Raw genomic sequence first — 24,941 nt, forward strand, 5'->3', positions numbered from 1 at the left:
GGGGGGCGCAGCGCGTAGGTGACTCCCGCGGCCGTGCCAAGCAATGCGAGGAGGACGAGGGCGAGCAGGGCGGGACGAGCAGGGCGCATGTCGGAAGTGCCCTGAGCCTGCCTGTCGCGCCCTGTCGTGACAAGCCGGGCTCCCGGGGATGGCGGGACTGGGCCGTCCTCCCGGGTTGGGCGGGCCGTCACTCCGCCCCGCGTGCGAGCCGCGGAGCGGGCGCGGCCGGTGGGTCGCTACTCCTTGGCGGAGTAGAACTCCGGCGGTCCGGCGAGCCACACGCTGGTGCCCTCCGTGCGCTCCAGCAGCTCGTCCGCCAGCTTGCTCCAGTCCTCGGAGGGGCCCATGGCCTCCATGCTGGAGGGCACGAAGCCGAGGAACTGCTGGGGACCCACGGCGAGGACCGTCGCGGTCGGCGCGCGGTACGAGCCCTCGTGGTGGTAGCCGAAGAGGCCCCAGGTCTTCCAGGAGCGGCTCAGCGCGTCGTAGCGCAGCGGCGCGCAGCTCGTCTCGGCGATTTTCTGGGCGTCCTCGTCGCTCTCCCCCGAGCAGACCTGAAGGCTGTCACCGAGCTTCACATCCTGGAGAGGACAGGAGACCTGAAGGGAGTGCTTGCAGTGGCCAATGGGGTTGGGCGCGCCGCGGTCGCTCCAGTAGGCCTGGACGAAGGCCGCCGCGCCCTTCGGGTCCTCCCACTGGATGGACTCGCCCATCCCTTCGAGGAAGACCCAGGGGACGGAGGTGGCCTCCACGAGCGCCTCGGCCAGATGCTCCTTCTGCTCGGCGTGTCCGATGGGCTCCAGGCTGAAGGGGACGTACCCCACATAGCCCCCCGATTCCCGGGCCGCCAGGGTGCCGGCGCCGCCGAGCGAGATGCCGCCATTCGTCGAGCCCCCTGGACGTCCCGCGACACCGCCGTTGTTGTTGCCGTTGCCGGCCCCCGGCGAGTCCTTGGCCGCCCTCGCACAGAGGTTGGTACAGGAGTTCAGCGCGTCCCTGTCAGCCCACGCCTGGCTCTCGTTGGAACAGCCCATGGCGGAGTCGAAGTTGGCGACGGTAGGGGGCGGGCAATGACAAGGTTTGTAGACCGCCGTGTACTTGCAAGCCGTATCGACCCAGGGCGGCGGGCCTTGATGGTCGTAATACCCGACGCCGATGACGCCCCCTGGCGTCCGCGCCTGGGCTGGCGTGCTCCAGGTGACGGCACCCAGGGCGGCCAGGAGCGCGAGCAATGAAATCCTCGAAGTGAAACGAATCAGGCGCGGCTGCGGGGACATGAGTGACCTCCGTCAATGCGTTGCACCAGCAGCCTGACTGTCTCAAGAATTGTTCACAATGGGTGTTGATTGACTTCTCCGAGAGTAGCGTTTTGTGTCACAGGCAGGGTTGACCCTGGCGTGTCCGAGGGGGAGGCTGGTGGACGATGCTCAAGCTCCAGTGGCTCCAGGTCCACCAGTTCCGCTCCGTGAACCCCGGCACGCGGCTGTCGTTCAGTCCGTCCTTCAACGTGCTGCTGGGCCGCAACGGCACGGGGAAGACCTTGCTCCTGGACCTCCTCGCGGCCGTCGCCAGCTCGGACTTCACGGCCATGGCCCTGGAGCCCTTCGAACTGGAGTACGCGCTGAGCGCGGACACCGGCCGAATCACGGTGCGGGTTCGGAACGTGCCCGTGATGCCCCAGGACGGGCCCGCGGGCTCCGGGCTGTCCATGGACATCGTCGTGTCGCCGCGCGACATGGCGTGGCCGCTGGTCATCCGTCGCGAGGGGCTCCAGGTCACCGTCTCGCGCGAGGGTGACACCTCGCTCGTCGTCCAGGAGCGACTGGCTCCCGAGGTCGCCGGCCGGCTGTGGCTGGTCCTCATGTCCGGAGGCATCGCCTGGGTGGAGAAGACGGGCGAGGGCACGGCCACGGTGGAGCCGCTGCTGGCCATGGCCCGCGAGGTGTCCGCCCTGGCGGGGCTGAGCCGCTTCGACGAGGGGCTCGCCTACTTCGAGCAGCTCTACCAGGTGGAGCTGCGCCTCTCCCGGCGGGCGGAGGGTGTGCTCGCCACGGGCACGGGGCTCGCGTCGGAGGCGCTGCTGGACGGGCTGCGGCGGCTGGCGGCGGCGCAGTGGGGCTCCGCGCGGTATGTCGTCCCGTCGGACGCCGTCCCCTTCCTTCGCGACGCGTCGCGGTTGCTCGGCTTCACCTCCGCGGAGGCCAGCCTCGTTCCCCTGGAGGCGTCGCCCGAGGGCAAGTACGAATCCCTCACGCTCGGGGGCCTGGAGCTGGACTTCCTGGGCCCTGGCGACACGCGGGTCTCCGCGCGTCAGCTGGGCCATGGCCAGAAGCGCCTGCTCGCCCTCCAGCACTACCTGGCGCGGGCGCGCGCGGTGGTCGTCGTGGATGAGGTGGCCCACTCCCTCCACCCCCAGCTCGTGCGGGCCAGCGTCGAGCCGCTCAAGGGGCGGCAGAGCTTCTTCACCAGCCAGAGTCCCGTGCTGATGGACCTGCTCGCCTTCGAGTCCGCGGAGCACGTGCGCGCGAGCCTGGTGGTGTGTCGTCGCGAGGAGGACACGGGTCTGCTGACCTGGGAGGACCCGTCGCCGGAGGCCGCCGAGCGGCTCTTCACCGCCAGCGCCGCCGCGCCCGGACAGATGGGGGCCCTGCTCCAGGCCCAGGGGCTCTGGTAACCCGGGCACGTCCGTTCTCCCACGGGCGTCCGCGAGTCGACAGCCGGCGCACCGCGGCACGACGGGTGCCGTGTCGCGTCACGAGCTGGCCTATCCTGCGCGACGTGGGGAGGGAACCGCCATGCCGATGCTGTCTGTGAATGGAACCGAGTTGCATTACGAGGATACGGGTGGTCCGGGTGAGCCCATCCTGTTCAGCCATGGGTTGTTGTGGAGTTCGCGGCTGTTCGACCCGCAGGTGGATGCGCTGCGGAGTCGCTATCGCTGCATCGCGTATGACCACCGGGGGCAGGGGCGCAGCGCGGTGCCCGAGGCGAGCACCATCGACATGGAGACGCTGTATCTGGACGCCGTGGGGCTGATGGAGAAGCTGGACCTGGGGCCGTGTCACTTCGTCGGCCTGTCCATGGGAGGCTTCATCGGGATGCGCATCGCGGCGCGCCGGCCGGAGTTGTTGCGCTCGCTCAGCCTGCTGGATACGTCGGCGGACCCCGAGCCGCTGGCCAACGTGCCGCGCTACACGCTGCTCAACCTCATCGCCCGGATGGCGGGGTTGCGACCGGTGGTGGACCCGGTGATGCGCATCATGTTTGGCCGGACGTTCCTGACGGACCCGAACCGCGCGGAGGAGCGGGCGCTGTGGCGGGCGCGGCTGCTGGAGAACCGTCGGGATATCTGGCGCGCGGTGAACGGCGTCATCCGTCGCAACGCGGTGTCGCACGAGGTGCCGAACATCCGCGTGCCCACGCTCATCGTCGTGGGAGAAGAGGACGTGGCCACCGTTCCGGCGAAGGCCGAACGGCTCCACCAGTTGATTCCGGGCTCGCGGCTGACGCGGCTTCCGCGCGGGGGGCACTCCTCCACGGTGGAGGAGCCCGCGCTCGTCAACGCCGCGCTTGGCTCCTTCCTGGAGTCGCTGGTGAGACCGCACGTGTCGTCACGCGTGGGGTGAGTTGGGGCAGTGCGGTGTTCGCGCCGGGGACTGAGTGCGTGCCCCGGCGCGGTGTTGGCCTGCACGGCGTCGAGGCTAGGTCTTCACCCCGAGCGACTTCTTCGCCGCGCGTGAGAGCGTCTTGTCCCCGGCCGCATCGGGGATGTCGAGCAGTGCCGCCGCTACCACCTTGCCCGCGCCGTGGATGTTCTCGTTCGCGAGCTTCAGATACGTCCCGAAGCGCGTGAGCCGCTCGGGGTGCGCTCGCGCCGCCTCCACGTGGGCCAGCAGCACCTTCGAGAGCGCCTCCGCCGGGAAGCGCTCGAACAGGTTGCGCAACGCTTGTCGCTCCATCGCCTCCGGCCGCGTCTCCGCCAATCGGACGGCCGGCTCCAGCATCGCCAGCCCGAAGGTCTTCAGCGAGTCGGACACGACGCCCGGCTTCCACCCGTCGACGAACGCCGCCAGGAGTGTCTCCGCGCCGCGCACGTCACCCAGCACCCCCAGCGCGTACACCGCCGTCTTGGCCTCCTCGTCGTCCGTGTCGCGCGCCTCCACGCTGTGCACGTACTTGTCCAGCACCTCCGAGTCCCCCAGCCACGCCAGGGCCATGGCCGCGCGTCTCCGCACCTCGTTCGACGGGTCTCCGTAGAACACCTGCCGCAGCACCGGCCACGCCTGCGTGAGCCCCAACCCCTCGAGCTGGTCCACCGCCGCCAGCCGTGCTTCCCGAGTCGGCTCCGACAGCGCCCGCTGCGCGAGCGGCCGAATCCTCCCCTGTCGCACCTTCGCGAGCGCCGCGATGGACGCGGGCCCCGTCTCCCGGGCCTGCACGTCGTTCAACACCTCGCGTGCATGGAGCCGCAGGCCCGCGTCGTGGCCCTTGCGTGTCATGCCGTCCAGCAGCACTCGCGCCGCATGGACCTCCAACTGCCCCAGCACCTGGATGGCGGTGCGGCGCACCATCCGGCTGTGATGTTCGGACAGGGCCTGCTTCACCACCTCCAGCACGCGCTCCTTCGGGCGTACCGCCACCGCCCGGGCCACGAAGGTGCTCGCCGCGCCGTCGCTCCACGCGGGATACAGGGACTCCAGCAGCGAGTCCGCGTCCAGGCTCGCGTAGTAGTGCGCCGCATGGGCCGCGGCCTCGTAACGAGACAGCTCTCCGCGAGCCCGCTTCAACAGCGCCTCACCCGGAGGCAGCGGCGCCGCGGGCTTCCGGATGTGGATGCTCGGGTGCGTGGGCACCGGCTCCAACGTGTCCCCCTGGACCTGCGCCGCCCCCGCCAGCCGCACCAGGGCGATGCCGAGCACCTGGTACACCTTGACGAAGTCATCCAACCGCTCCGCCGCGTCGGGCCGCTGCGCCAGCGCCTCCAGCAGCGCTCCGGGCTTCTCCAACCCCAGCTCCCTCAGCCGGGCCACCAGCGGCTCCACCGCGCGCGGAGACAGCGAGGACAGCCCGTTGGAGAACTTCTCCGCCAGCTCATCCCGCACCTCGGCCAGGGCGATGGCCGCGCGAGACGCCCCCGCTTCGCGCGCCGCGTCCGCCCACCCGCTGCGAGGCACCGCCACCGGCGCCTCCGGCTTCGCCCGACGCCGCCGACGCCGCGTGGGCTCCTCCGTTGCCTCCCGCAGCCCCAGTCCGCGCAGCTCCAGCCCCTCCGGTGTCTCCACCACCACCGCGAGCGGGAACAGCGTGGGGAGCGCCGCCTCCAGCCCCACGTCCCCCAGCACCACCTTCAACGTGGCCCCTTCCAGCGCCGCGGCGAAGGGCTCCTCCAGCCGCGAGTCCGCCGGGAGGAACAGCCCCCGGTCTCCCGAGTCCACCAACTGTGAGCGCTGCCCGCTCGCCAGGAGCGTCTGCACCCGCAGCGCCACGGGGAGCAGCTCCGGCGCGAAGACGTCCTTGCGGTGCTCCTGGAAGGCCGCCAGCGCCGCCCCCACGTCCGGCAGCGCCATCTTCACCAACAGCCGCAGCGCCGAGTCGTCCTGCGGATGCGTCGACTTCGCGTCCTCCAGGTCCAGCCGCCGAGGCGGGAAGCCCGGGTACTGCCCACCCTTGGCCTCCTCCAGCACCACGCCCGCGTGGCTCTTCTTGGGCTCCACCGTCTTGAGGAAGGCGGGGAGGATCTGCTTCTCCGTGTAGTGGGCTCCGGAGCCCAGCTCCAGGAAGCGACTCTCCCGGACGAGGAAGTTGTCGGGCGTGGTGCGCGTGGTGAAGGAGTACTCCACCAGCGTCAGCCCCTCGATGGGAGCCCGGTCCTTCTTCGTCCACGTCTTGCCAATCAGCTCCTCGACGTAGCGGTCCTCCAGGGGCTCACCGCCCAGGTGCTTCTCCACCTTGCGCGCGGTGAGCAGCATGTCCGCCACCAGGTCGGTGAAGACGGGGGGCTCGAACGTGCCCGTCCGCGCCGCCGCCTGCTCCAGCAGGGCCGCCACCTCCACCGTGCGCGCCGCCAGCCGGCGCAGGCCATTGGCGCGCAGCGACTCACCCAGGGCGCGCACCTGCTCGGCGCGGTCCTCGGACAGGGACGTCACGCCCGACAGACCCAGCTCCCGCACCAGCGTGGACACCTGCGCCACGCCCGCCTTCATCAGCTCGCCCGTCTCCGTCTTGCCCTTCTTCACGCTCTTCTTCGCCGGGCCTCCCGCGCCCGCCGGGGCCGTATCGGTGGTGACGAAGGCTTCCGGCGCGCGAGCCCACGCCACCAGCAGCGCCGCCGCGTGCTTGCAGAAGGGGCGCGAGCGCGCGGCCACGCAGGAGCACTTCCCCTTCACCTCACGCCCGTCACCGAACACCAGCGACACTTTGTAGGGCGACGCCCCGGAGCCCAGCGCATCCGCGAACAGCCGGTTCTCGAAGCGGGACAGGTGGGTGATTTGCTTGTCGTCGAAGATGCGAGTGCCCTTCGCCACCTCCGAGGGGTCCCCGATGATTTCCGTCAACCCTCCGCTGCTGGCAGCCACCTTGCGAGGCTCAGCCATGGTGCGTCTCCTTGTCGGCGGTCAGCAGCGGCGTCAGGTCCTGGTTGCGCATCACCCGCTCCACCACATCCACCAGTCGTTTGGGCGTACACCCGAAGCAGGGAATGCCCAGCGCGGTGAGCCTCTCCGCCATGGCGTGGTCGTACGTGGGCTTGCCTCCGTCCGACAGCGACAACAGGCACAGCACCTTCGCCCGCGAGTCCACCAACTGACGCAGCCGCGCCACCAGCTCCTCCGCGTCACCGCCTTCATAGAGGTCGGTAATCAGCAGGAAGAGGGTCTTCTCCGGCCGTTGCACATGGTTCGCCTGCGCATAGGCCACCGCGCGGTTGATGTCCGTTCCGCCGCCGAGCTGCGCGGTGAACAGCACCTCCACGGGGTCCGTAAGCAGGGGCGTCATGTCCACCACCTCCGTGTCGAACAGGATGAGGCGCGTGCGCAGCACATCCAGTGACGCGAAGATGGCCGCCATGACGGAGCTGTACACCACGCTCTGCGCCATGGAGCCGGACTGGTCCACCACCAGCGTCACATCCCACTCGTGATGCTTTCGCTGGTTGGGCCAGAAGTAGAAACGCTCGGGCACCAGTCGCTTGTGCTCCGCGTCCCAGCCCTTCAGGTTCTGCCGGATGGTCCGCTTCCAGTCGATGTTGCGCGCAATCGGCAGCGGGCTCGTCCTGTCCCTGCGCAGGGCGCCGAACACGGCCGTGCGGACGGAGGACTCCAGCTTCTTGCGCAGCTCCTCCACCACCTCGCGGACAATCTGCCGGGCAATCGCCTTCGCCTCGTCGGGGATGAGCCCGCGCGCGCTGACCAGCGTCGTCACCAGCTCCACGTTCTTGTCGAGGAAGGGCAGCGTCTCTGGCTCGAAGAGGAGCTGGGTGAGCCCCTTCTTCTCGATGGCGTCCTTCTGGACGAGCGCAATCACGTCGTCGCGGAAGAAGCTCCGCAGCGCACCCAGCCACTCGGGGATGTAGGGGCGCGAGCCGGATGAGCTCGCGCGCTTTTCCCCGTAGACGAAGGAGAGCGCGTCATCCAACGCCTCCAGGTCTCCGCCGCCCACGCCCACCGAGCCCGCCTGGGTGCTCAGGGCCCGCAGCGAGGGACAGGCTCCCGTCTTCTCCGCCGTCGGGCCGAGCGCGAGCCGCCAGCGCAGCAGGGCATCCCGGTCCTTCTCCGCCAGTTCCTTGGGGTCCACGCTCATAGCAGGTCGTCCAGGTCGTCGAGCACCTTGCCCAGCTCGGCGCTCATGTCCTTGAGCTTCGCTGTGTCCTTCTCTTCGAGCACCGTCTTCACGGCCCGGCCCTTTTCTCCGAGCTGCCGCACCGCCACCACGTTCTCCATGAGGTAGCGGCGCTCGGTGGTACCCAGCACGCCCAGTGCCCTTCTCAATACCGGCAGGGTCTGACGGAAGCGCTCGGGGTCGATGCTGGTCAGGAAGTCGTCCAGGGCCTTCACCACTTCACGGTTCTTCACCAGCACCAGCGCGTTGACGCCCAGGAAGCCCTCCAGCCAGGACGCGCCTTCCTCGGGAGCCACCGCCAGCGACAGCCGCAGTCCGACGATGAGCGCCACCTCCGCCTCGTTCAGTTCATGCGCCAGATACAGCAGGCCCGTGGCCAGTCCCGACGTCGCCGGGTGCACGGTGGTGCTGTCCATCAGCTCGCGGGCCTCCGCGAGCCAGCCGGCCTTGTCCGCGAGCGGCTGGGCCAGCGCCACCTCGTGCAGGGTGCGCAGCGCCTCCACCACGGAAGGCAGGGCGTCCGGTGCGCAGGCGCAGGACTCGCGCACGCGCAGCAGCGCGCGGGAGTACGTCTTCTGGCAGAGCACCGCCAGCGCCTCGTCGCCCACGTCCGTGTGCGCGCGCGAAGTGCCATAGGCCACCAGTCCGGACAGCGCGCGCGCCGCCGAGGCGAGCGAGGGAAGGTCCACGTCCGTGGCCGCGTGCGTGTCACAGGCGCGCAGGGCCGCGGCCATCGTCTGCGGGCAGCCGGTAATCACCGACTCCAACAGGACGTCCGCGGCGGCGCCCGTGGTTTTCGCCGCGTCCAGTTGCTCCTGGAGGACGCGGGTCGTCACGGCTTCCAGCGAGTCGCCGAGGACGATTTTCTCCACCAGCGCCACGTCCGTGGACGGCGTCCACTGCGCCTGCCACGACTCGCGCACCCGCGTCAGCGCCGCCTGTCCGCCAGCCTCTTGTGGCGAGGCGCGCTGCTGTCCCGTGGCCGCGAGCGTCGCATAGGGAATCCCCGCCACGCGCAGGCGGTGGAGGAACACCGAGGAGCCGACCTCCACCGTGTTGTTGAGGCGCAGCGTGAAGGTCTCCGCGCTGTCGGTGCTCGGCAGCCGGCGCGTGTCCAGCTCCCGCCAGAACTCCGCCTGGAGCGAGTTCTTGCCGATGCGACTGGCCACCCGTCCCACTTGATGACCGACGACGCTCTTCCACAGGAACGCGTCGACATGCGTCGCGTCTCCCCGGCACAGCGTGGCCACGGTGGCCTCGCGCAGTTCGTCCAGTCCTGGAGCGCTCTTCTCGCGCAGGTCCGCCAGCGTCATCGCCAGTCGGTAGGCCTCCAGCACGTCCGACAGCGACGCGGTGAAGCCGCGCATGCGCAGGTGCGCGGCGAAGTCGATGAGCACCTCCAGCGTCGCGCGCCGGAAGTCGCACTGGGCCTCGTGGGCCTTCTGGTAGAAGTGCGGCGCCCGATTGCCCGCGCCGTAGCCGAGCTGCTCGGACAGCCGGGGGAAGCTGTACGGAATCACCGTCACCGCGCAGGGCACCGCCTTGGGCAGCTTCGCCTCCAGCGTGGGCTCCACGTCCCGGGCCAGGAAGGCCGCGATGTGTGCGGCGCCCGCCACCACGGCGACCTTCTCCGGCGCGACGCCGCTCGCCACCACCTCCAGCACCTTGCGCGCCATGAACGCATCGCGCCAGCGGTGGTAGTCCTGGCGAGGCCCCGCGTTGAGCACGTCCGCCCAGGCGAGCAGCACGGGGCGGAAACCCTCGGGCGTCCAGTCGGGCGCCTCGAACAGCGCCTCCCACAGCTCCTCGAAGGAGCGGTAGCCCTGCTCGCGGGCGAACCGCTCCGTGAGCGGCTCTTCGTCATGGAGGTGCTCGTGACTTTCGCCCTCCGGGACCTCCTCGCTCTCGACACCGGCCGTCTCGTCATGGCGGTCCATGCCGAGGCTGACGCCGACGGGGATGTCGATGAAGAGCGCGCGGGCGCGATTCACCTTCGCCCAGCGCAGGGCGGCGTATTCGGGGGAGTAGTCCGCGAAGGGCCACAGCGCGGAGCCCGGCGTGTCATCCGTGCGGTAGCCGAGCAGCGCGATGGGCGGCTTCGTCTCCGCGTCACACAGCACGTCAATCAGGTCGGAGGCATCGCAAGGCCCCTCGATGAGGACGACCTCCGGCTTCACGCGCTCCAGCCAGCGCCCGAGCACCGCCGTGGTGCGCGGCGAGTGGTGGCGCACCGGGAACAGATGCACCCGGGAGAGCAGGTCCAGGTCCATCAGCCCCTCAGGAGCTTCTTGCTGGCGGAGTACAGGTCCTTCCACGCGCCGGTGCGGCCCTTGGCGACGGTCTCCATGTATTCGCGCAGGGCCTTCACGTCGTCCTCCTGCTCCTTCACCACGGCGCCCACCAGCGAGGCGGCCAGCTCGTGCGGGGTGACCTTCCCGCCGCCGAACTGCTCCGCGAGGATGGAGCTGTTGAACAGCACGCTGATGGCCTCCGCGGTGGACAGCACGGCGCCCGGGGTGCGGACCTTCGTCTTGCCGTCCTTCGTCACGCCCTTGCGCAGCTCCTGGAAGAGCGTCAGCAGGATTCGCGACAGCTCCTCCGGAGGCGGCACTCCGACCTGGTAGTCATTGCGCAGCTCCGCCTCGCGCTTCGTCACAATCTGTATCTCCTGCTCCAGGTCCTCGACCACGGGGACGGTGACGAAGTTGAAGCGGCGCTTGAGGGCGGCGCTCATCTCGTTGACGCCCCTGTCCCGCGTGTTCGCGGTGGCGATGAGGTTGAAGCCGCGCTGGGCGCTGACCACCTCGCCCAGCTCCGGGATGGAGACCTGCTTCTCCGAGAGGATGGAGATGAGGGCGTCCTGAATCTCCGGGGACGTGCGGGTGACTTCCTCGAAGCGGGCGAACTTGCCGGAGCGCATGGCGCGCAGGACGGGGGAGGGGACCAGGGCCTCGGGCGTGGGGCCCTGCGCGAGCAGCAGCGCGTAGTTCCACGAGTACTTGAGGTGGTCCTCGCTGGTCCCGGCGGTGCCCTGGACGATGAGGGCGGAGGTGCCGCTGACGGCGGCGGACAGGTGCTCGGACAGCCAGCTCTTCGCGGTGCCGGGCTCGCCCACGAGCATCAGCGCGCGGTCCGAGGCGAGGGTGGCGATGCAGACCTGGATGAGTCCCTTGTCGCCGACGTACTTGGGCGTAATCGTCACGCCGCCGACGGGCTTGGACCCGCCGAGGATGTATGTCTCCACGGCGCGAGGCGACAGCGCCCATCCAGGAGGACGGGGCTTGTCGTCATGGGCGGCGAGGGCTTCCAGCTCAGTCTTGAACTTCGCTTCGGCGGGCAGTCGGATGTCCGGCATGCATGCAAGCTACCGGTTCGGTCTGACACGCCGCAATCCGAGGGGTTGTCTTGGATACCCCTCGCAAAACCGACCCTGAAGGGCGCATGCCTCCGGGTGGGCGGCGCGTGGAGGCAACTCACTCCGCGCACGGAAACGCGGTGTCCAGCTTCTTGCTCCCATTGATGCCCGGGCCCGACAGCGTGGCGACCACCTTCACGGTGGAGGAGCACTCGTAGGGCATCAAGAATGGCACCACGGTGACGCCGCCCTCCGCGAGCACGTGCAGTTCGCGCGTCTGCGTCACCTTCCACGCGCGCCGCTCACCCGCCTCCGACTCCTCCTTCGGCGCGCTCACCACGAGCTTCAGCTTCAGCGGCTTGTCCCCCTCGTACTTGCCCTGCACCTTCACCAGCAGCAGCGCGTCCACGTTCATCCCATACGGGTCCGAGGCCTCCTCCACCGTGACGATGGAGCCCTTCTGCCGGTCGAAGACGCGCAGCTCGATTCCTCCCAGCGACACGCTCGGAGCGCTCGCGCTGCCAGCGGTGGAGGACAGCAGCAGGACACCACCGACGAGCAGCGAGCTCAGCTTCGTTCGCGACGACATCTCCACCTCCGGAATCTTCGGGGAAAATCCGCCGCGCGACTGTACGCCAGCCTGGTGTCCTCCCGCGCCAGGGTGGCGGGCGTGAGGGCGGGCCCTGGCTTGGGGCTTCGTCGCTTCCTCTGCAATTCCTCCCACCCATGACCAGCCTGCGGAGGAACCCTGTCCGGCGCGGGACCTCCGCCCGCGAGGAGTCATTTCCATGAAGACCTCCGTTCCCTCTCAGATGAAGGCCGCCGCCATCGACCGCTTCGGCGGACCGGAAGTTCTCGGCACCAAGACCGTCCCCGTTCCCCAGGTAGGCCCCGGCGAGGTGCTCATCCAGGTGGAGACCGCCGGCATCGGCCAGTGGGACCCCGCCGAGCGCGCGGGCGAGATGGAAGGCTACAAGCCGGGCAGCAAGGCCTCCTTCCCATACGTGCTTGGCACGGATGGCGCGGGCACCGTCGTGGCCCTGGGCGAAGGCGTCAAGAACCTCAAGGTCGGCGACAAGGTCTACGCCTTCGGCTTCCTGAACGAGAAGGGAGGCTTCTACGCGGAATACACCGCGGTGAGGGCCGCGGACACCGCGCCCGTGCCCAAGGGGCTGAGCGCGGAGCAGGCGGGCGTGCTCGCGGCGGACGGAATCACGGCCCTCCAAGGCGTGGAGGACACCCTCAAGGTTGGGCAGGGCACCACGCTGCTGGTGTACGGCGCGAGCGGCGGCGTGGGCCACCTCGCGGTGCAACTGGCGAAGCGGCTCGGAGCCAAGGTGCTCGCGGTGGCCTCCGGCGCGGACGGCGTGGAGTTGATGAAGAAGCTGGGCGCGGACAAGGCCGTGGATGGCCGCTCCGACGACGTCGCGAAGGCGGTGCGGGACTTCGCTCCGGACGGCCTCGACGCGGCGCTGGTGCTCGCGGGGGGAGACAAGGTGAACGAGCTGCTCAAGGCCGTCGTGAAGAAGGGCGGCCACATCGCGTTCCCCAATGGCGTCGAGCCCGCGCCCAAGGGCCCCGAGGGCGTCAAGGCGACCGCCTACAATGGCGAGGCGAACCCCAAGGTGCTCGGCCGCCTCAACAGCCTCATCGAGTCCGGCCCCTTCCACGTCGAGGTCTCGAAGGTCTACCGGCTGGATGAGGTCAGCCGCGCGCACGAGGCCGTGGGCAAGCACCACCTGGGCAAGCTCGCCCTGCGCATCCACTGAAGCCTGTCGCTCAGGCCGCGGCGCGGGCTTGCTGAATCTCCTCCGCGCCCGGCCGCCACAGCACCTTCCAGCGCGCCTCGGGGAGTTGGGGTGGCGGAGGCTTCCCTTCCGATACCCCCGCCACCTCGACGTGCATCCCGCCACCCCAGGCGAGGATGCCCGCGAACAGGCCCAGGACTCTCATCGCGGGATGGAGGGGCCCCTCGTAGCGCCGCGCGCGCCAGTGACGCAGGCGTGGCGCCGAGGGACCTCGGGCGCTGGGCTGCAGGGAGAGCTTGCCGGGCGCCGGGGCCCCGGGGACCGGGAAGAGCGGCACGATGAGCAGGCCCACTTCTCCCGCCTCCAGGTGGACCGTCGTCTCTCGCGGATAGCGCAGCCGCGACTCGGGAGGCCCGGACAGCTTCAGCGTCAGCGCCCGCTCCGCGTCCACGCACCCCTGCGCCATCAGGTGCAGCTCCAGCGGCGCGGACCCCTCTTCCGTCGCGGCCAGTCTCACGGCGAAGTGCACGCCGTCGACCTCGAGGACGTCCTCGGCCGGCGCCCATTCGAGCAGCACGTTGGGCAATACCTCCGCCCGCCGCCAGTCCTTCCACATCCGGACCCCGATGAACGTGGTCACCGCCGCGCAGCCCAGCGCGAGCCACGGAGGAAGCCCGCTGAAATTCGAGGAGGCCACCATCCAGATGCCCAGCACGACCGCGGGCATCCCGAAACAGAACAAGAGCAGCCTGGCCGCGCCGTCGGCGTCGCGCTTCCAGAAAGCCCGAGCGCTCCACGTCGCGAGCAGCAGCCCTCCCACGAGCCACGCCAGGGCGGGAGCCGGAGGGGCCCGATAACGCAGCGTCACTCCGGCGATGCCCGCGGCCGTCAGCCCCACCAGCACCAGAAGCCCCAGCAGCACATGTCCGCGTGTCGCTCTCATGGCACCACCCCGTCCCGCCTCGGCTCACGGCGAGGGGGCCCAAGGTAGTCCACTCCGCGTGCCTCACGGGTTGGGAAACCGGAGGCCGCTGTCGCCCGCGCTCCGGCACGGCGCCGGAGGCGGGTTGTCTTTGGGGACTACTCGGCGCGGCAGACGGCCGGCGCGGAGAGGTTGGGGCGAATCATCTTGAACGGCTGGAGCAGGTCCGGGACGCGGAGCAGCGCGTCACGGCAGCCCGTCTCGTCGTTGCCGGAGATCTCCACCTTGAAGCTGCAGTCCTGCGCGCCCTCGCAGACCGTCTTGGCCAGCCGCGCATAGCAGTCCACGGCGCGGGCGCAGGTGCCCTCGCTCAGGTTCACCGACGCGGAGGAGGACGTCGTCGTGGCCGAGGTCGTGTTCGTGTTCGTCGACACCGACGCGCCGGCCGACACGGTGTCCGCCGAGTTCGCGCCAGGGGCGTTCAGGTTGATGGTGACGTTCGTCTGGGACGGCTCATGGGCGGGGGCGGCGACGAAGCGCGGGTTGATGCGGTCCTGGGCGCAGAGGTACAGCTCCTCGCCCTTCTTGCGCACCGTGGTGAGCTTCGTCTCCAACTCCGCCGGAGGAACCTGCTTGTCGTCCACGGAGACCTGGAAGGTGTACGCGTCGTTACCATTGTAACGGTAGTACATCGTGGAGGTCGCATCGTAGGTGACGGCGATGGCCGTGGTGTCCACGGAATGCGACTCGAGGCCACTCTCCAGGGCACAGACTCCGATGGACGTCTTGGTCGCCGAGGCATCGTTCGCCGCGACGGGCAGCGTGTAGAACTTGCTCGCGCCACAGGCCACCAGCGAGAGACACAGAGACGTCAGGGACAGTCCCTGGATGAGCCGCTTCATGAGGTTTGCTCCTAGGATGGGAATGGGTCCGCGCTGGGGAAGCCCGGCGGAGTGGCGCATCGACGCGTGCACCGGTTGCACATTCAATCCTGACACGAAACAGCCCGCCCCCGGAAATCACGGGGACGGGCCTGTCGCGGGGTGTTTCTCGAAGCTTGGGACTCGTGCGGTGTCCGCGGCTCAGGTCGTCAGCTTGGAGGTGATGTCGATGGATGCGGGGCTCGTCGGCACGGCGAAGGTCTTGCCGTTGGCGCCCTTGAAGTCGAGCGTCTTGAGGTTCACCGAGTAGATGAGCAGGTCCTCGTAGAAGCGCACGTTGAGGACGGTGTGGGTGAGGTCCTTGACCACGGTCCACTGGGTGTAGTCGTCCTCTTCCTTGAGGGATTTCTCATCGAGCGAGCGGACCGTGCCGCGAGGGATGTCGACGGTGTTGAGCAGGTGGAAGGCGAGGCTGGTGGCCTCGGTGGCGTTGGCGACGGGCCGGGCGAACTGCTTGAGGTACGCGGCCCGCACGAAGCGGGAAGGTGGCATCGGGTCCCCGGGCAGGCCGCGCAGGCCGCTGCCGTGGCCGGGCTGGGCGAAGGTCTCCGAGCCCAGCTCCACCCGCTTCGCGTCCCAGGGGGACAGGCCCACGTAGTCGCGCAGGTTCTGGAGTTGGACGGGGAAGGGCGGCGCGTTGGTGAGCACGGCGACGGGGTTGTCGTGCAGGTGCATCTCGCCATCGAGGAACTCGACGACCAGGCTGTTGCCCTGTGCGTCGTGGATGGGGAAGTGCAGGGGGAGGTACTGGGCCAGCCAGTCGCTCTCCCAGACCTGGGCCTCGCCTTCCTGGAGGGCGGTCTTCACCTCCGCCACGGTGGCGAAGTTGCCGAGCAGCCAGCCGGGGAACTGCGCCAGGGTGAGGGCCTTGGCGTTGTCGGTGACCTTGGGGTAGCGGGACTCGGGCAGCCACAGGCTGCCGGTGGACAGGCCGGCGGTGTTGAGCCCGTCGACCATGATGGGGAGGCTGCCCTTGGCGGTGAGGCCGACGTAGCCGTAGGTGGTCGTCCACGTCAGGCCGTTGAGTCCCTTGGGGGAAGGGGAGACGAACTTCTCACCGGGGGCTCGGACCAGGAGCTTCGAGTCGAGGTCGACGCCGAACTCCATGCTGCGGCCATTGACGACGCTCTTGTCCGAGGCGACGACGAGGAAGTCGGTGCACATGTGACGGCTCCTTGTGTGGGGTTGGCGAGGGCGGCCCTGTGCAGCCGCCGCGCCATCCGCCGTCCTGTCAGCGATTCCCAGCGGTTGAAATCGCACGCGGGTCTCGTGCCCCCGGGCGTGTTGCCTATCGCACGCGAGCGGCCACGGCGTGCGTTCTCGCGGAAGGCACGTGCGTCCCCGAAAAACGCGGCGCCTCCGGGGAATTTCCCAACAGGCGGGCGTTTGTGATGTTCATGCGTCCCATGTCGAAAGTTCCTCGGGTGGTGGCCATCGACCACCGTGCCTCCGCGCTGCAAGCCTCCTTCTGTGAGTACGTGCCCCAGGTGTTCCGCACGGTGGACTTCCGCCGCTGGTGCGCCTGGGGCGAGTGGACGGACGACTACCGCGCGTTCAGCGTGGTGGACGAGGGCCGGGTGGTGGCGAATGCCTCCGTGATGCGGATGTGCCTGCGCGTGGAGGGGCGCGAGGTGGTCGGCTATCAATTGGGTGCGGTGGGGTGTGTGCCCGAGCGTCGGGGGCAGGGCCTGGCGCGGGTGGCGATGGAGGCGGCGATGGAGGCGTGTGGGGACGCGCCGGTGGTGCTGTTCGCGAACAAGAAGGTGCTCGACTTCTATCCGCGCTTTGGCTTCGAGCCCCGGGAGCAGACGTTGTTCGGCGTCACGTTGGAGGTGACGCCGAGGGGGGAGCCCGCGCCGGTGTTGGATGTGTCCGAGGCGTCGGTGCGGGCGAGGCTCGTCGCGTTGGCGGAGGAGGGCGTCCCGGTGACGGAGCGCTTCGGTGCGCGCCGGCATGGACACATCGCGACCTGGTACGCGGCGGCGAACTTCGCGCGGCCCTTGCGCAAGCTGAGCGAGGACGCGTGGGTCTTCGCGGGCGTCGAGGACGGCACGCTCTACATCGAGGATGTGTTCGCGCGAGAGGGCTTCGATTTGCGTCCGCATTTGTCACGATTGGTGGACGAGCCCGTGAAGGCGGTCCAGTTCGGCTTCACGCCCGAGCGGTGGTGGCCTGGGGCGGAAGTGATTGGCGAGGACATGGAGGCGGACCTCTTCGTGCGCAACCTCTCGCTGCCCGCGGGAGCCAATCGCTTCCCGGTGATGGCGCGGACGTGATGGGCTTGGCCCATGCGAATCCCTTACGTCCAATGGCTTGCGTTGGTCGCGGTGTCCTGGCTCGGCTGTTCCACGGTTGAAAAGCCACCCGTGCAGCAGGCCTGGGACGAGGCCGATCTGGAGTGTCAGGCACCAGAGGAAGACCAGTGTGTAACCCTGCTGTGCCTGGGTGACACCTGCGGCTTCTATCGCTGCGAGGACACGCCGGTAGCCGTGGAGCTGGCGCGCTTTCCTCCGTCGAGACCACCCGCTGCAGCGGCGGCACCGGGCAGTGGTCCTAGGAGAAACTGGGGCGGAGCGCAGAAGCTCCCTCCGGGTTCCATCATGACGTTCCCCAACTGGAACGGTGCTCCGGACCGAGTCATCCCTCCGTCACGCCAGCTCACGGCGGGGCGTTGGGAGAAGCACCACATCTTTCCGCAGGCGAATGACCTGGCCGCGTGGTTCGAACGGCAGGGCCTGAAAATCCATCACTACACGATGCCCATTCCGCTCTCCGTCCATCGGCGGATCCATGACGGCACGGGCACGGGGCGAGGAGGAGCTTGGAACGAGGCGTGGCGTGAGTTCAGGGCGAACAACGAGAACGCCAGCCCCATGGAGATGTTCAAGTTCGCGGGAGAGTTGATTTACCGGTTCGACCTGATGGGCGGTCCCATTCAGCCCTACTATTCCCGCCCTGGCGCGTGAGAGCCTGCGACACATGACCCGGTACTTTCGGCTGCGCGAAGACAGGGCAGCGGTCACAGCTGGCTTCGACGCCGCGCACAAGTGGGGGCTGCCCGGGGTGCGGTGCCACACGTGCGGTGCCACGTGGGCGAGTTCAGGGCACCAATATCCCTCCGTGGACCTGTCGGAGTTGCCTGAGTGCAGCGAGTTCGAGAAGGCCCGCTCCGAGCCCTATCCTGAGTTCGAGCGTCTGCGTGAGTTGGTGCGGCCACTGGCCCCGCCGCAGGCCATGTTGCCTCCCGGAACACTCTTCGGCCCGTTGGTGGGCTCTGCCTCCGGGAAGTTCGGTCCGTTCACGTCCCAGGGGGACATGGTTTGGGTGGTTCGCCGGGACGCGCTGGAGCGGCTCCAGGCGGAAGGAGTAAAGGGGTTGTTGGGCTGTCGGACGGAGCTGCGGTTCCGGCAGAAGGACCCACCCGAGCTGCTGGAGCTCCAACTCGAGCCGCATGGCCGGCTGCACCCGGACTGTATTCCTCCGGAGGTGTCTCCACCGTGCGCAACCTGTGGCCGGGTCTATTTCCGGCTGCCGGATGAGCCCATCCTGGACGCGGCATCCTTGCCGCCAGCGCTGGACCTGTTCCGGGTGGGAAACTACGCCACGGTGATTGTGGGCACGGAGCGCTTCAGGGACGCCGTGCTCCGCCTCGAATTGGACGGCCTCACGTTCCGAGAGCTGCCAACCCGCTGAGCCCGAGTCCACCCACTTCCGCATGCAGGCCGAGCACTCATGCTCAGGCCTCGTTGATGGAGGGCCACCACGAGACCTCGGAGCCAGCGCCTCAAGGAAGGTCAATCCAGAGCGCCGAACTCGCGGTGTCCGCTGTCACGGTGACGGCGCCCTCGCCGAGCACGGCGCCTTCGCCGAGCGCCAGGTCCACACCCGAGCTTCCTTGGAGCGCCTCCACCCGGAGCGGTCCCGTCGTCGCGAGCAGGTATCCGTTACGGGCGCGGTCGAGCGTCAGTCGCTCGGGCCGGCCCGCGACGAGCGGGAGCCACCAGACCCGCACGTCGGCGCGCAAAGGCATCCCTTCGTCGCCCGCGATGAGCTGACGCCCGTCATCCGAGAGCTGGCGCGAGTAGTAGGCAGGGGGGCCGCCGTAGGTGTGCGGCCGGAACCACAACTGGAGCATCCGCGTCGGCCGGTCTGTGTCGTTTCCTTCGGCGTGCATCATCCCGCTCCGCGCGGAGATCAACTGCGCGGTCCTCGGTCCCATCGTCGCGCCGTGCGCCTGGTCTCCGTGATGCGAGAGCGTCCCGTCCACGACGATGCTGAGGATCTCCATCTCCTCGTGCGGGTGAAGCGGGAACCGCGATTTCGGGGCGAATGTCGCATCCGCGAGGACGAGCAGCGGCCCCAGCGGTCGACCCTGGCCGGAGTGGGGTCCCACCGTTGCGACGAAGTGGTCCCGGAGCGAGAGCCACGAAAGCGTGGTGCGAGGCAGCGATGCGAGCGTGCGGTGTTCGAGGCGCGGCATGGGCAGGTTCCTATCGGTGTGACAACCGGAGAGGGCCACGGCACTTCCGGCGACGAACGTGCGACGTGAGAGCTTCACGACGTGGGCCTCGTCAGCGGCGGCGAGAAGCGAGTCGTCGGCGTTGAGCCGGAGGAGCGCATCGACGTCCTCGCCTTGAAAGGGGCGGTCCCGGTGTCTGCCCATGTTCGTCTCCTCCCGCGCTGGGATGCGCGGTGAAGGAGTTAGCCCGGCCCGGCTCGTTTGACACCTCCGGATGGACGCACAGAAGATGTGCGAGAATGCACATCTCCTGGGACGAGCTTCAGACCATCGAGGCGCTGGTTCGCACTGGCAGCGTCGAGGCCGCCGGACGCGAGTTGTCGCTCCGACATTCTTCGGTGTCGAGGCGGGTCGCGGCGCTGGAGGCACGCCTTGGCACGGCTCTGTTCGCGAGGGGCGCGCGCCTGGTGCCGAGCGCGCTGACGCTGCGAATCGCGGAGCGGGCCGTGACGATGCGCGTGGCCGCGAGGGACATCGAGGACTTCGTAGGGGCGGAGAGACGGGGCCGGGAACGAACCGTGGTCATCACGACGAGCGACGTGCTGGCCCCGCTCTTGTTCCTCGCGCTCGCGAAGGCCAGGCCCGCGCAGGCGGTAGAGGTGCTCGTGAGTGACGACGAACTGGAGCTGCTGCCAGGTCAGGTGGACCTCGCGCTGCGTCCCGGTCAAAACCCGAGCGGGGCGCTGCGCGGACGACGGCTTGGACGGTTGAAGGTCGGAGTCTATCGCGCTCGCGGCGGAGCGCCGGATTGGCTGCAGCCGAGCGTTGAGCTGCGCGCCAGGGCCTCGATGAGCTGGTGGCGCGAGGTCCCCAAGGACGTACCGGGTGCCGTGACGTGCAGCTCACTGCTGGCCATGCGCGATGCGTGCTCCGCTGGCCTGGGACGGGCCGCGCTCCCGGCCTTCCTCACGCACGGAGACGCCCGGCTCCAGTTCGAGAGGGAGCTCGACGCGGGGCCACCCCTCTGGCTCCTCGCGCCGATGGCCCGTGGCATCCCGAAGGAGCTTCGCGAGGTTCAGCGGGACCTCTTCGCCGCGCTGCGCGCGACGGAGGGCGCCTTCGTCGAATGAGTCCTTCTCACGAACCCGAGCGCGCCCGAGCAGGCATCCCGAACCGGCTCGGAGGTTGTCCCGTCCACCGCCGGAACGCGCGGGTGAACGTACTCACATCAGAGAAGCCCAACAGATACGCAATCTCACTCACCGAACGCCCCGGCTCGGAGAGATACGACAGGGCCAGCGTCCGGCGAGTCTCCGCGAGCAGCTCGCGAAACCCCGAGCCCGAGTCCACCAGTCGCCGCTGAAGACTGCGCGCGCTCATATGCAGCCGCTCCGCCACCTTCTCTTGCGACGGCTCTCCCTGGGGCAACAACTCCAGCAGCACCGCGCGCACCCGAGCCACCACGTCCTGCCCCGCCTGCCGGGCCAGGTGCCGGGTGATGAGCTCATCATTGATGCGCGCCAGCTCCGGGTTCGCTCCCGGCAACGTCACCTCGAACGGTGGCCGCTCGTACACCAGCACGTCCGCGTTCGCTCCAAACGTCACCTTGCAGCGGAACAGCTTCGCGTAGGGCGTCAGGTCCGAGGGCTCCGGACGGCGCAGCAGCACCTCGCGCGGTGACAGCTCCTTGCCGTACACCACCCGGCAGAAGCGCACGAGCAGGTACGCCACCGCGTCCGTCTCCTCCTCGCACAGGTGCGGCCCCTCGCCCCCGTCGTAGAGGATCACCTGATAGCAGTCCCCGTCCCGGGTGAAGGCCGGCCGGAGCGCGTCGGAGACCAGCGCCACCGCGTGCACCAGTCGCTCGAAGGCCTCGCGCAGCGTGCTGGAGGCATTGAGCCGGTAGCCCACCGCATGGAACGTGGTGGGGCTCACCTGCCGCGCCATCGCCAGTCCAATGGCCGGCTCTCCCGAGCGCTCCACCGCCAGTCGCCACAGTCGAGTCATCCCCGCCTGCGGATAGCGCGCGTTGGCGTCTCCCAGCAGCCCCGGGTTCAGTCCCGCCTGCACGAACAGCGCATGCGAGTCCACGCCACGCAGCTCCAGCGTGCGGTGGAGCGCCAGCGCCCAGCTCGTCAACATGGTCGCCGGAGAGCTCATGTTGTCGCCTTTGGTCAAAGGAATTGGCGGAACGGAGCAAGCACCCAAGGCGCCTCCCCCAGTACCTTGTCTTCCTGGGAATCCTGCCATGTCGGAGGTGAGGATGCTTGCCCTCGCATCGTGTGCCCTCCTCGTGACGCGTCGCATCATGTCTGTCTGTAGACCGCCTCAAGCGTAGCGGTTCAAAGGCTCCACGCTTTTCCACCCCGCTCACATTCTGGCTTCACCCCTCCGTCGGCAGATGCCCCGCCGCGCCTTGGTCGGCGTGTGCGTCGTCCCCCTCGTCATACCCAGAGGTCTGGCCTCCCCATGACTCCCCCGAGACTCAGAAGCATCCAGAAGTCCTTGCTGGCGGCGCTGTCGCTGCTCGCCGTCATGTCGCCGGCCTTCACCCCGGCGCACGCGGCGGCTCCGTCCTTCATCGCCTTCGAGAGTGGCCATGTGCGTCCGCTCGCGCTGTCACCGGATGGCACGCGGCTGTTCGCGGTGAACACGCCGGACAACAGCCTGTCCATCTTCACGGTGGGGGCCTCCGGGCTCGCGCTGCAGGCGAAGGTTCCCGTGGGACTGGAGCCCGTGGCGGTGGCGCCGCGAGGCAACAGCGAGGTCTGGGTGGTCAACCACCTGTCGGACAGTGTCAGCGTCGTGTCTCTCTCGGGGACGCCGCGCGTGGTGCGCACGCTGCTGGTGGGTGACGAGCCGAGAGATATCGTCTTCGCGGGTACGGGGGGCCGGGCGTTCATCACCACGGCGCACCGTGGACAGCACCGCACGCACGCCTCGATTGCGGGTGTGCCGGGTGCGGGAGATCCACAGCTCACCACGCCGGGCGTGGGGCGCGCGGACGTCTGGGTCTTCGACCCGGCGAACCTGGGCACGACATTGGGTGGCACGCCGGTGCGCATCCTCAACCTGTTCGGTGACACGCCTCGCGCGCTGACGGTGAGCCCGGATGGGCAGACGGTGTACGCGGCCGTGTTCAAGTCTGGCAACCAGACGACCTCCATCATGGAGGAGGCGGTGTGCGAGGGCTTCAATCCCTATCTGCCCTGTCTGGTGAATGGCTCCATCTACCCTGGCGGCAGCCCGGGCCCGGCCACCAACCACCAGGGCGTGCCCGCGCCCGAGGTGGCGCTCATCGTGAAGTACAACAACCAGTCCAGCCAGTGGCAGGACGAGTTGGGGCGCAACTGGAACAACGCGGTGCGCTTCCGGCTGCCGGACCAGGACGTCTTCGCGCTCGACGCGAACACGCTGGGCCAGAAGGCCGCCTATCCGCACGTGGGCACCACGCTGTTCAACATGGTGACCAACCCGGTGACGGGCACGGTGTACGTGTCCAACACGGAGGCCTTCAACCACGTCCGCTTCGAGGGCCCCGGCAACTACGGCGGCACCACGGTGCAGGGCCACCTGGCGGAGACGCGCATCACCGCCATCCTCGGAGGCAGCGTGCTGCCCCGGCACCTGAACAAGCACCTGGACTATTCGAAGCTGGCGAACGAGCCCGGGTTCGACCCGGCGGCGAAGGCGCACAGCCTCTCCATGCCGTTGGACATGGTGGTGAGCCGCGATGGCCGGAAGCTCTACGTGGCCGCGTACAGCTCCAGCAAGGTGGGCGTGTTCGACACGCAGGCCCTGGAGGCGGACAGCTTCAACCCGACGTTGAACAGCGCGGCGTACATCCCGGTCAGCGGTGGTGGGCCCAGCGGCCTGATTCTGGATGAGGCGCGCAACCGCCTCTATGTGATGACCCGCTTCGACAACGCGGTGAAGGTCATCGACCTGGCCACGCGCGCGGAGCTGGGCAAGCAGGTGCTGGCCAACCCGGAGCCCGCGGCGGTGGTGCAGGGGCGGCCGGTGCTCTACGACGCCACGACGCTCTCCGCCAACGGCGAGGCCTCGTGCGCGAGCTGCCACATCTTCGGCGACATGGACGACCTCGCATGGGATTTGGGCAACCCGGATGAGGACGTGGTGGAGAACACGATTCCGGGGCGCCTGCTGGGGGCGGCGGAGCTCTTGAAGCCGCACATCAACGGCTCGGGCAACGTGGAGGACTTCCACCCGATGAAGGGCCCCATGACGACGCAGACCCTGCGCGGCATGGTCAACTCCGGAGCCATGCACTGGCGAGGGGACCGCTCCAACGGCTTCTTCGGCGTGGGGCAGCTGGACCCGAACCTCTCGTTCATGAACTTCATCGTCGCGTTCGAGGGGCTGCTGGGCCGGGCGAGCATGCCCACGGTGGCGGAGATGCAGCGCTTCACCGACTTCCAGCTGCAAGTGCAGTTGCCTCCGAACCCGGTACGCAACCTGGACAACTCATTGACGGCGGCGCAGCAGCGGGGCCTGAACTTCTACTCGGGCTCGCGTCGCGCGGACGGCATTCCGTTTGGAGAGGGGTTGGGCTTCACGTGTGAGGGGTGTCACCGCATCGACGCCTCCCAGGGTTTCTTCGGGACGGATGGTCGGGTGAGCTTCGAGAACATCCCGCAGATTGTGAAGATTCCGCACCTGCGGAACATGTATCAGAAGGTCGGCATGTTCGGGAATCCGACGACGCCCTTCTTCCTGGCGCGGGACAGTGGTTGGACGGGGGACCAGGTGCGAGGCTTTGGCTTCGTGCATGACGGCGCGGTGGACACCGCGGCGCGGTTCCTGTCGGCCATCGTGTTCATCCCGAGCATCGGCGTGGGCTTCCCGTTGAACAACCCGGATGCGACGCGGCGGGATGTGGAGCAGTTGTTGCTCGCGTTCGACACGGACCTGGCGCCGATTGTCGGTCAGCAGGTGACGTTGACGAACACGAACTCCGCGAGCGTGGGTCCGCGCATCGACCTGCTGTTGCAGCGCGCGCGCACGCCGTTCACCTCGAAGGTCCTGGGGGGAGCGGTGACGGAGTGCGACCTGGTGGCCAGGGTGGCGCTGGGGGGGCGTGTGAAGGGCTTCCTCTTCAGTCCGGCCGCGAATGCCTTCACGCCGGATGACGGGACGGCGGCGAACGTGACGGACGCGACGCTGCGCAACTACGCGAAGACGGCGGGCCAGGAGGTGACCTACACCTGCGTGCCGCCGGGCTCGGGTCCGCGCATCGGCCTCAATCGCTAGCAGTCCGAGGGCCCCCCCGCGAGGAGACTGTCGGGCTCCTCGCGGGGCTTCAAAGACGGACGCGTTGTGTGGAAGGCCGCGCACAGGACGTGGATGGGAAGGAATGCTGACGGCGCCTCGTGGAATAGTTGCGTGAGGAAAGGATTCCGCGGGGCGCGTGTCTGGGTCTTGGGACGCCAGGAGTTGGCTGTGCCATCCTGTGCGGCATGCAAGCAAAGCATGTTCATGCGGGGATGGGGCTCCTGCTGCTGGTGATGGCGGCGGCGTGTGGTTCCTCGAGTTCGAAGGATGAAGGGAAGCGGGACTCTGGGCCGGGCGTGGTGGAGGACGGAGGGGGAGATGGTGGCCACCGCGAGGATGGAGGAGAGACCTTCACCGACGGTGGACTGGATGGTGGCTGTCTCTTATA

General features: G+C 68.8%; 19 protein-coding genes. 8 read left to right on the forward strand and 11 right to left on the reverse strand.

Annotated elements, in window-relative coordinates:
* Positions 1-236 precede the first annotated feature (236 nt).
* Positions 237-1,277, reverse strand: a complete 1,041-nt coding sequence (locus HR086_RS25025) for a hypothetical protein (RefSeq protein WP_174466849.1) — start codon at positions 1,275-1,277, stop codon at positions 237-239.
* 146 nt (positions 1,278-1,423) lie between these two features.
* Between HR086_RS25025 and HR086_RS25030 the strand changes: the two genes are divergently transcribed.
* Entirely contained in the window at positions 1,424-2,674 is a 1,251-nt protein-coding gene (locus tag HR086_RS25030; RefSeq protein ID WP_174460505.1) for an AAA family ATPase, read from the forward strand.
* Positions 2,675-2,795: 121 nt separating this feature from the next.
* Positions 2,796-3,626: an alpha/beta fold hydrolase gene (locus tag HR086_RS25035; protein WP_174466850.1), complete on the forward strand. Its 831-nt coding sequence runs from the start codon at positions 2,796-2,798 to the stop codon at positions 3,624-3,626.
* A 75-nt stretch (positions 3,627-3,701) separates the two neighbouring features.
* Here the strand turns inward: HR086_RS25035 and HR086_RS25040 are convergent, their stop codons facing one another.
* The 5 genes from HR086_RS25040 to HR086_RS25060 form a co-directional block, all read right to left on the reverse strand.
* Positions 3,702-6,593: a HEAT repeat domain-containing protein gene (locus HR086_RS25040; protein ID WP_174466851.1), complete on the reverse strand. Its 2,892-nt coding sequence runs from the start codon at positions 6,591-6,593 to the stop codon at positions 3,702-3,704.
* Entirely contained in the window at positions 6,586-7,797 is a 1,212-nt protein-coding gene (locus HR086_RS25045; RefSeq protein ID WP_174458195.1) for a VWA domain-containing protein, read from the reverse strand. Before HR086_RS25045 ends, HR086_RS25040 begins: the two co-directional genes overlap by 8 nt.
* Positions 7,794-10,106, reverse strand: coding sequence for a DUF5682 family protein (locus tag HR086_RS25050; protein ID WP_174466852.1), 2,313 nt, complete (start codon positions 10,104-10,106; stop codon positions 7,794-7,796). The genes HR086_RS25045 and HR086_RS25050 overlap by 4 nt, the downstream gene beginning before the upstream one ends.
* Positions 10,106-11,191, reverse strand: coding sequence for an AAA family ATPase (locus HR086_RS25055; protein WP_141643040.1), 1,086 nt, complete (start codon positions 11,189-11,191; stop codon positions 10,106-10,108). Before HR086_RS25055 ends, HR086_RS25050 begins: the two co-directional genes overlap by 1 nt.
* Before the next feature lie 118 nt (positions 11,192-11,309).
* Complete coding sequence (locus HR086_RS25060; protein WP_174466853.1) at positions 11,310-11,780, reverse strand: hypothetical protein; 471 nt, start codon at positions 11,778-11,780, stop codon at positions 11,310-11,312.
* Between the two features lie 199 nt (positions 11,781-11,979).
* On the opposite strand from HR086_RS25060, the gene HR086_RS25065 reads away from it, so the two are divergent.
* Positions 11,980-12,960 (forward strand): NADP-dependent oxidoreductase, encoded by a 981-nt coding sequence (locus HR086_RS25065; RefSeq protein ID WP_174466854.1) that lies wholly within the window; start codon positions 11,980-11,982, stop codon positions 12,958-12,960.
* 10 nt (positions 12,961-12,970) lie between these two features.
* On the opposite strand, the gene HR086_RS25070 is transcribed toward HR086_RS25065, so the two are convergent.
* From HR086_RS25070 to HR086_RS25080, 3 genes are all read right to left on the reverse strand, one after another.
* The gene (locus tag HR086_RS25070) at positions 12,971-13,882 is read right to left on the reverse strand and encodes a hypothetical protein (protein ID WP_174466855.1); all 912 of its coding nucleotides are present in this window, start codon (positions 13,880-13,882) and stop codon (positions 12,971-12,973) included.
* Between the two features lie 137 nt (positions 13,883-14,019).
* Positions 14,020-14,763 carry a hypothetical protein gene (locus HR086_RS25075; RefSeq protein WP_254626465.1) on the reverse strand — a complete coding sequence of 248 codons (744 nt, stop codon included), beginning with the start codon at positions 14,761-14,763 and terminating at the stop codon, positions 14,020-14,022.
* Between the two features lie 180 nt (positions 14,764-14,943).
* Positions 14,944-15,966, reverse strand: a complete 1,023-nt coding sequence (locus HR086_RS25080) for a linear amide C-N hydrolase (RefSeq protein WP_174460510.1) — start codon at positions 15,964-15,966, stop codon at positions 14,944-14,946.
* A gap of 242 nt (positions 15,967-16,208) precedes the next feature.
* On the opposite strand from HR086_RS25080, the gene HR086_RS25085 reads away from it, so the two are divergent.
* Genes HR086_RS25085 through HR086_RS25095 form a run of 3 tightly spaced genes read left to right on the forward strand, consistent with a single transcriptional unit; the run spans position 16,209 to position 18,495 of the window.
* On the forward strand, positions 16,209-17,078 hold the full coding sequence (locus HR086_RS25085; RefSeq protein ID WP_174466856.1) for a GNAT family N-acetyltransferase: 870 nt from the start codon (positions 16,209-16,211) through the stop codon (positions 17,076-17,078).
* 12 nt (positions 17,079-17,090) lie between these two features.
* Entirely contained in the window at positions 17,091-17,768 is a 678-nt protein-coding gene (locus HR086_RS25090; RefSeq protein ID WP_174466857.1) for a TIGR02269 family lipoprotein, read from the forward strand.
* A 13-nt stretch (positions 17,769-17,781) separates the two neighbouring features.
* Positions 17,782-18,495: a double-CXXCG motif protein gene (locus HR086_RS25095; RefSeq protein WP_174466858.1), complete on the forward strand. Its 714-nt coding sequence runs from the start codon at positions 17,782-17,784 to the stop codon at positions 18,493-18,495.
* 91 nt (positions 18,496-18,586) lie between these two features.
* On the opposite strand, the gene HR086_RS25100 is transcribed toward HR086_RS25095, so the two are convergent.
* Positions 18,587-19,465, reverse strand: a complete 879-nt coding sequence (locus HR086_RS25100) for a pirin family protein (protein WP_254626466.1) — start codon at positions 19,463-19,465, stop codon at positions 18,587-18,589.
* Positions 19,466-19,560: 95 nt separating this feature from the next.
* Here HR086_RS25100 and HR086_RS25105 point away from each other — a divergent pair, with 95 nt between their 5' ends.
* Entirely contained in the window at positions 19,561-20,391 is an 831-nt protein-coding gene (locus HR086_RS25105) for a LysR family transcriptional regulator (RefSeq protein ID WP_174466859.1), read from the forward strand.
* Positions 20,392-20,398: 7 nt separating this feature from the next.
* Here HR086_RS25105 and HR086_RS25110 read toward each other — a convergent pair whose 3' ends face one another.
* The gene (locus HR086_RS25110; RefSeq protein ID WP_141643048.1) at positions 20,399-21,421 is read right to left on the reverse strand and encodes an AraC family transcriptional regulator; all 1,023 of its coding nucleotides are present in this window, start codon (positions 21,419-21,421) and stop codon (positions 20,399-20,401) included.
* A 309-nt stretch (positions 21,422-21,730) separates the two neighbouring features.
* Between HR086_RS25110 and HR086_RS25115 the strand changes: the two genes are divergently transcribed.
* Entirely contained in the window at positions 21,731-24,532 is a 2,802-nt protein-coding gene (locus tag HR086_RS25115) for a hypothetical protein (RefSeq protein WP_174466860.1), read from the forward strand.
* Positions 24,533-24,941: the final 409 nt, after the last annotated feature.

The sequence above is a fragment of the Myxococcus sp. CA039A genome (assembly GCF_013336645.1).
GTDB lineage: Bacteria > Myxococcota > Myxococcia > Myxococcales > Myxococcaceae > Myxococcus > Myxococcus llanfairpwllgwyngyllgogerychwyrndrobwllllantysiliogogogochensis.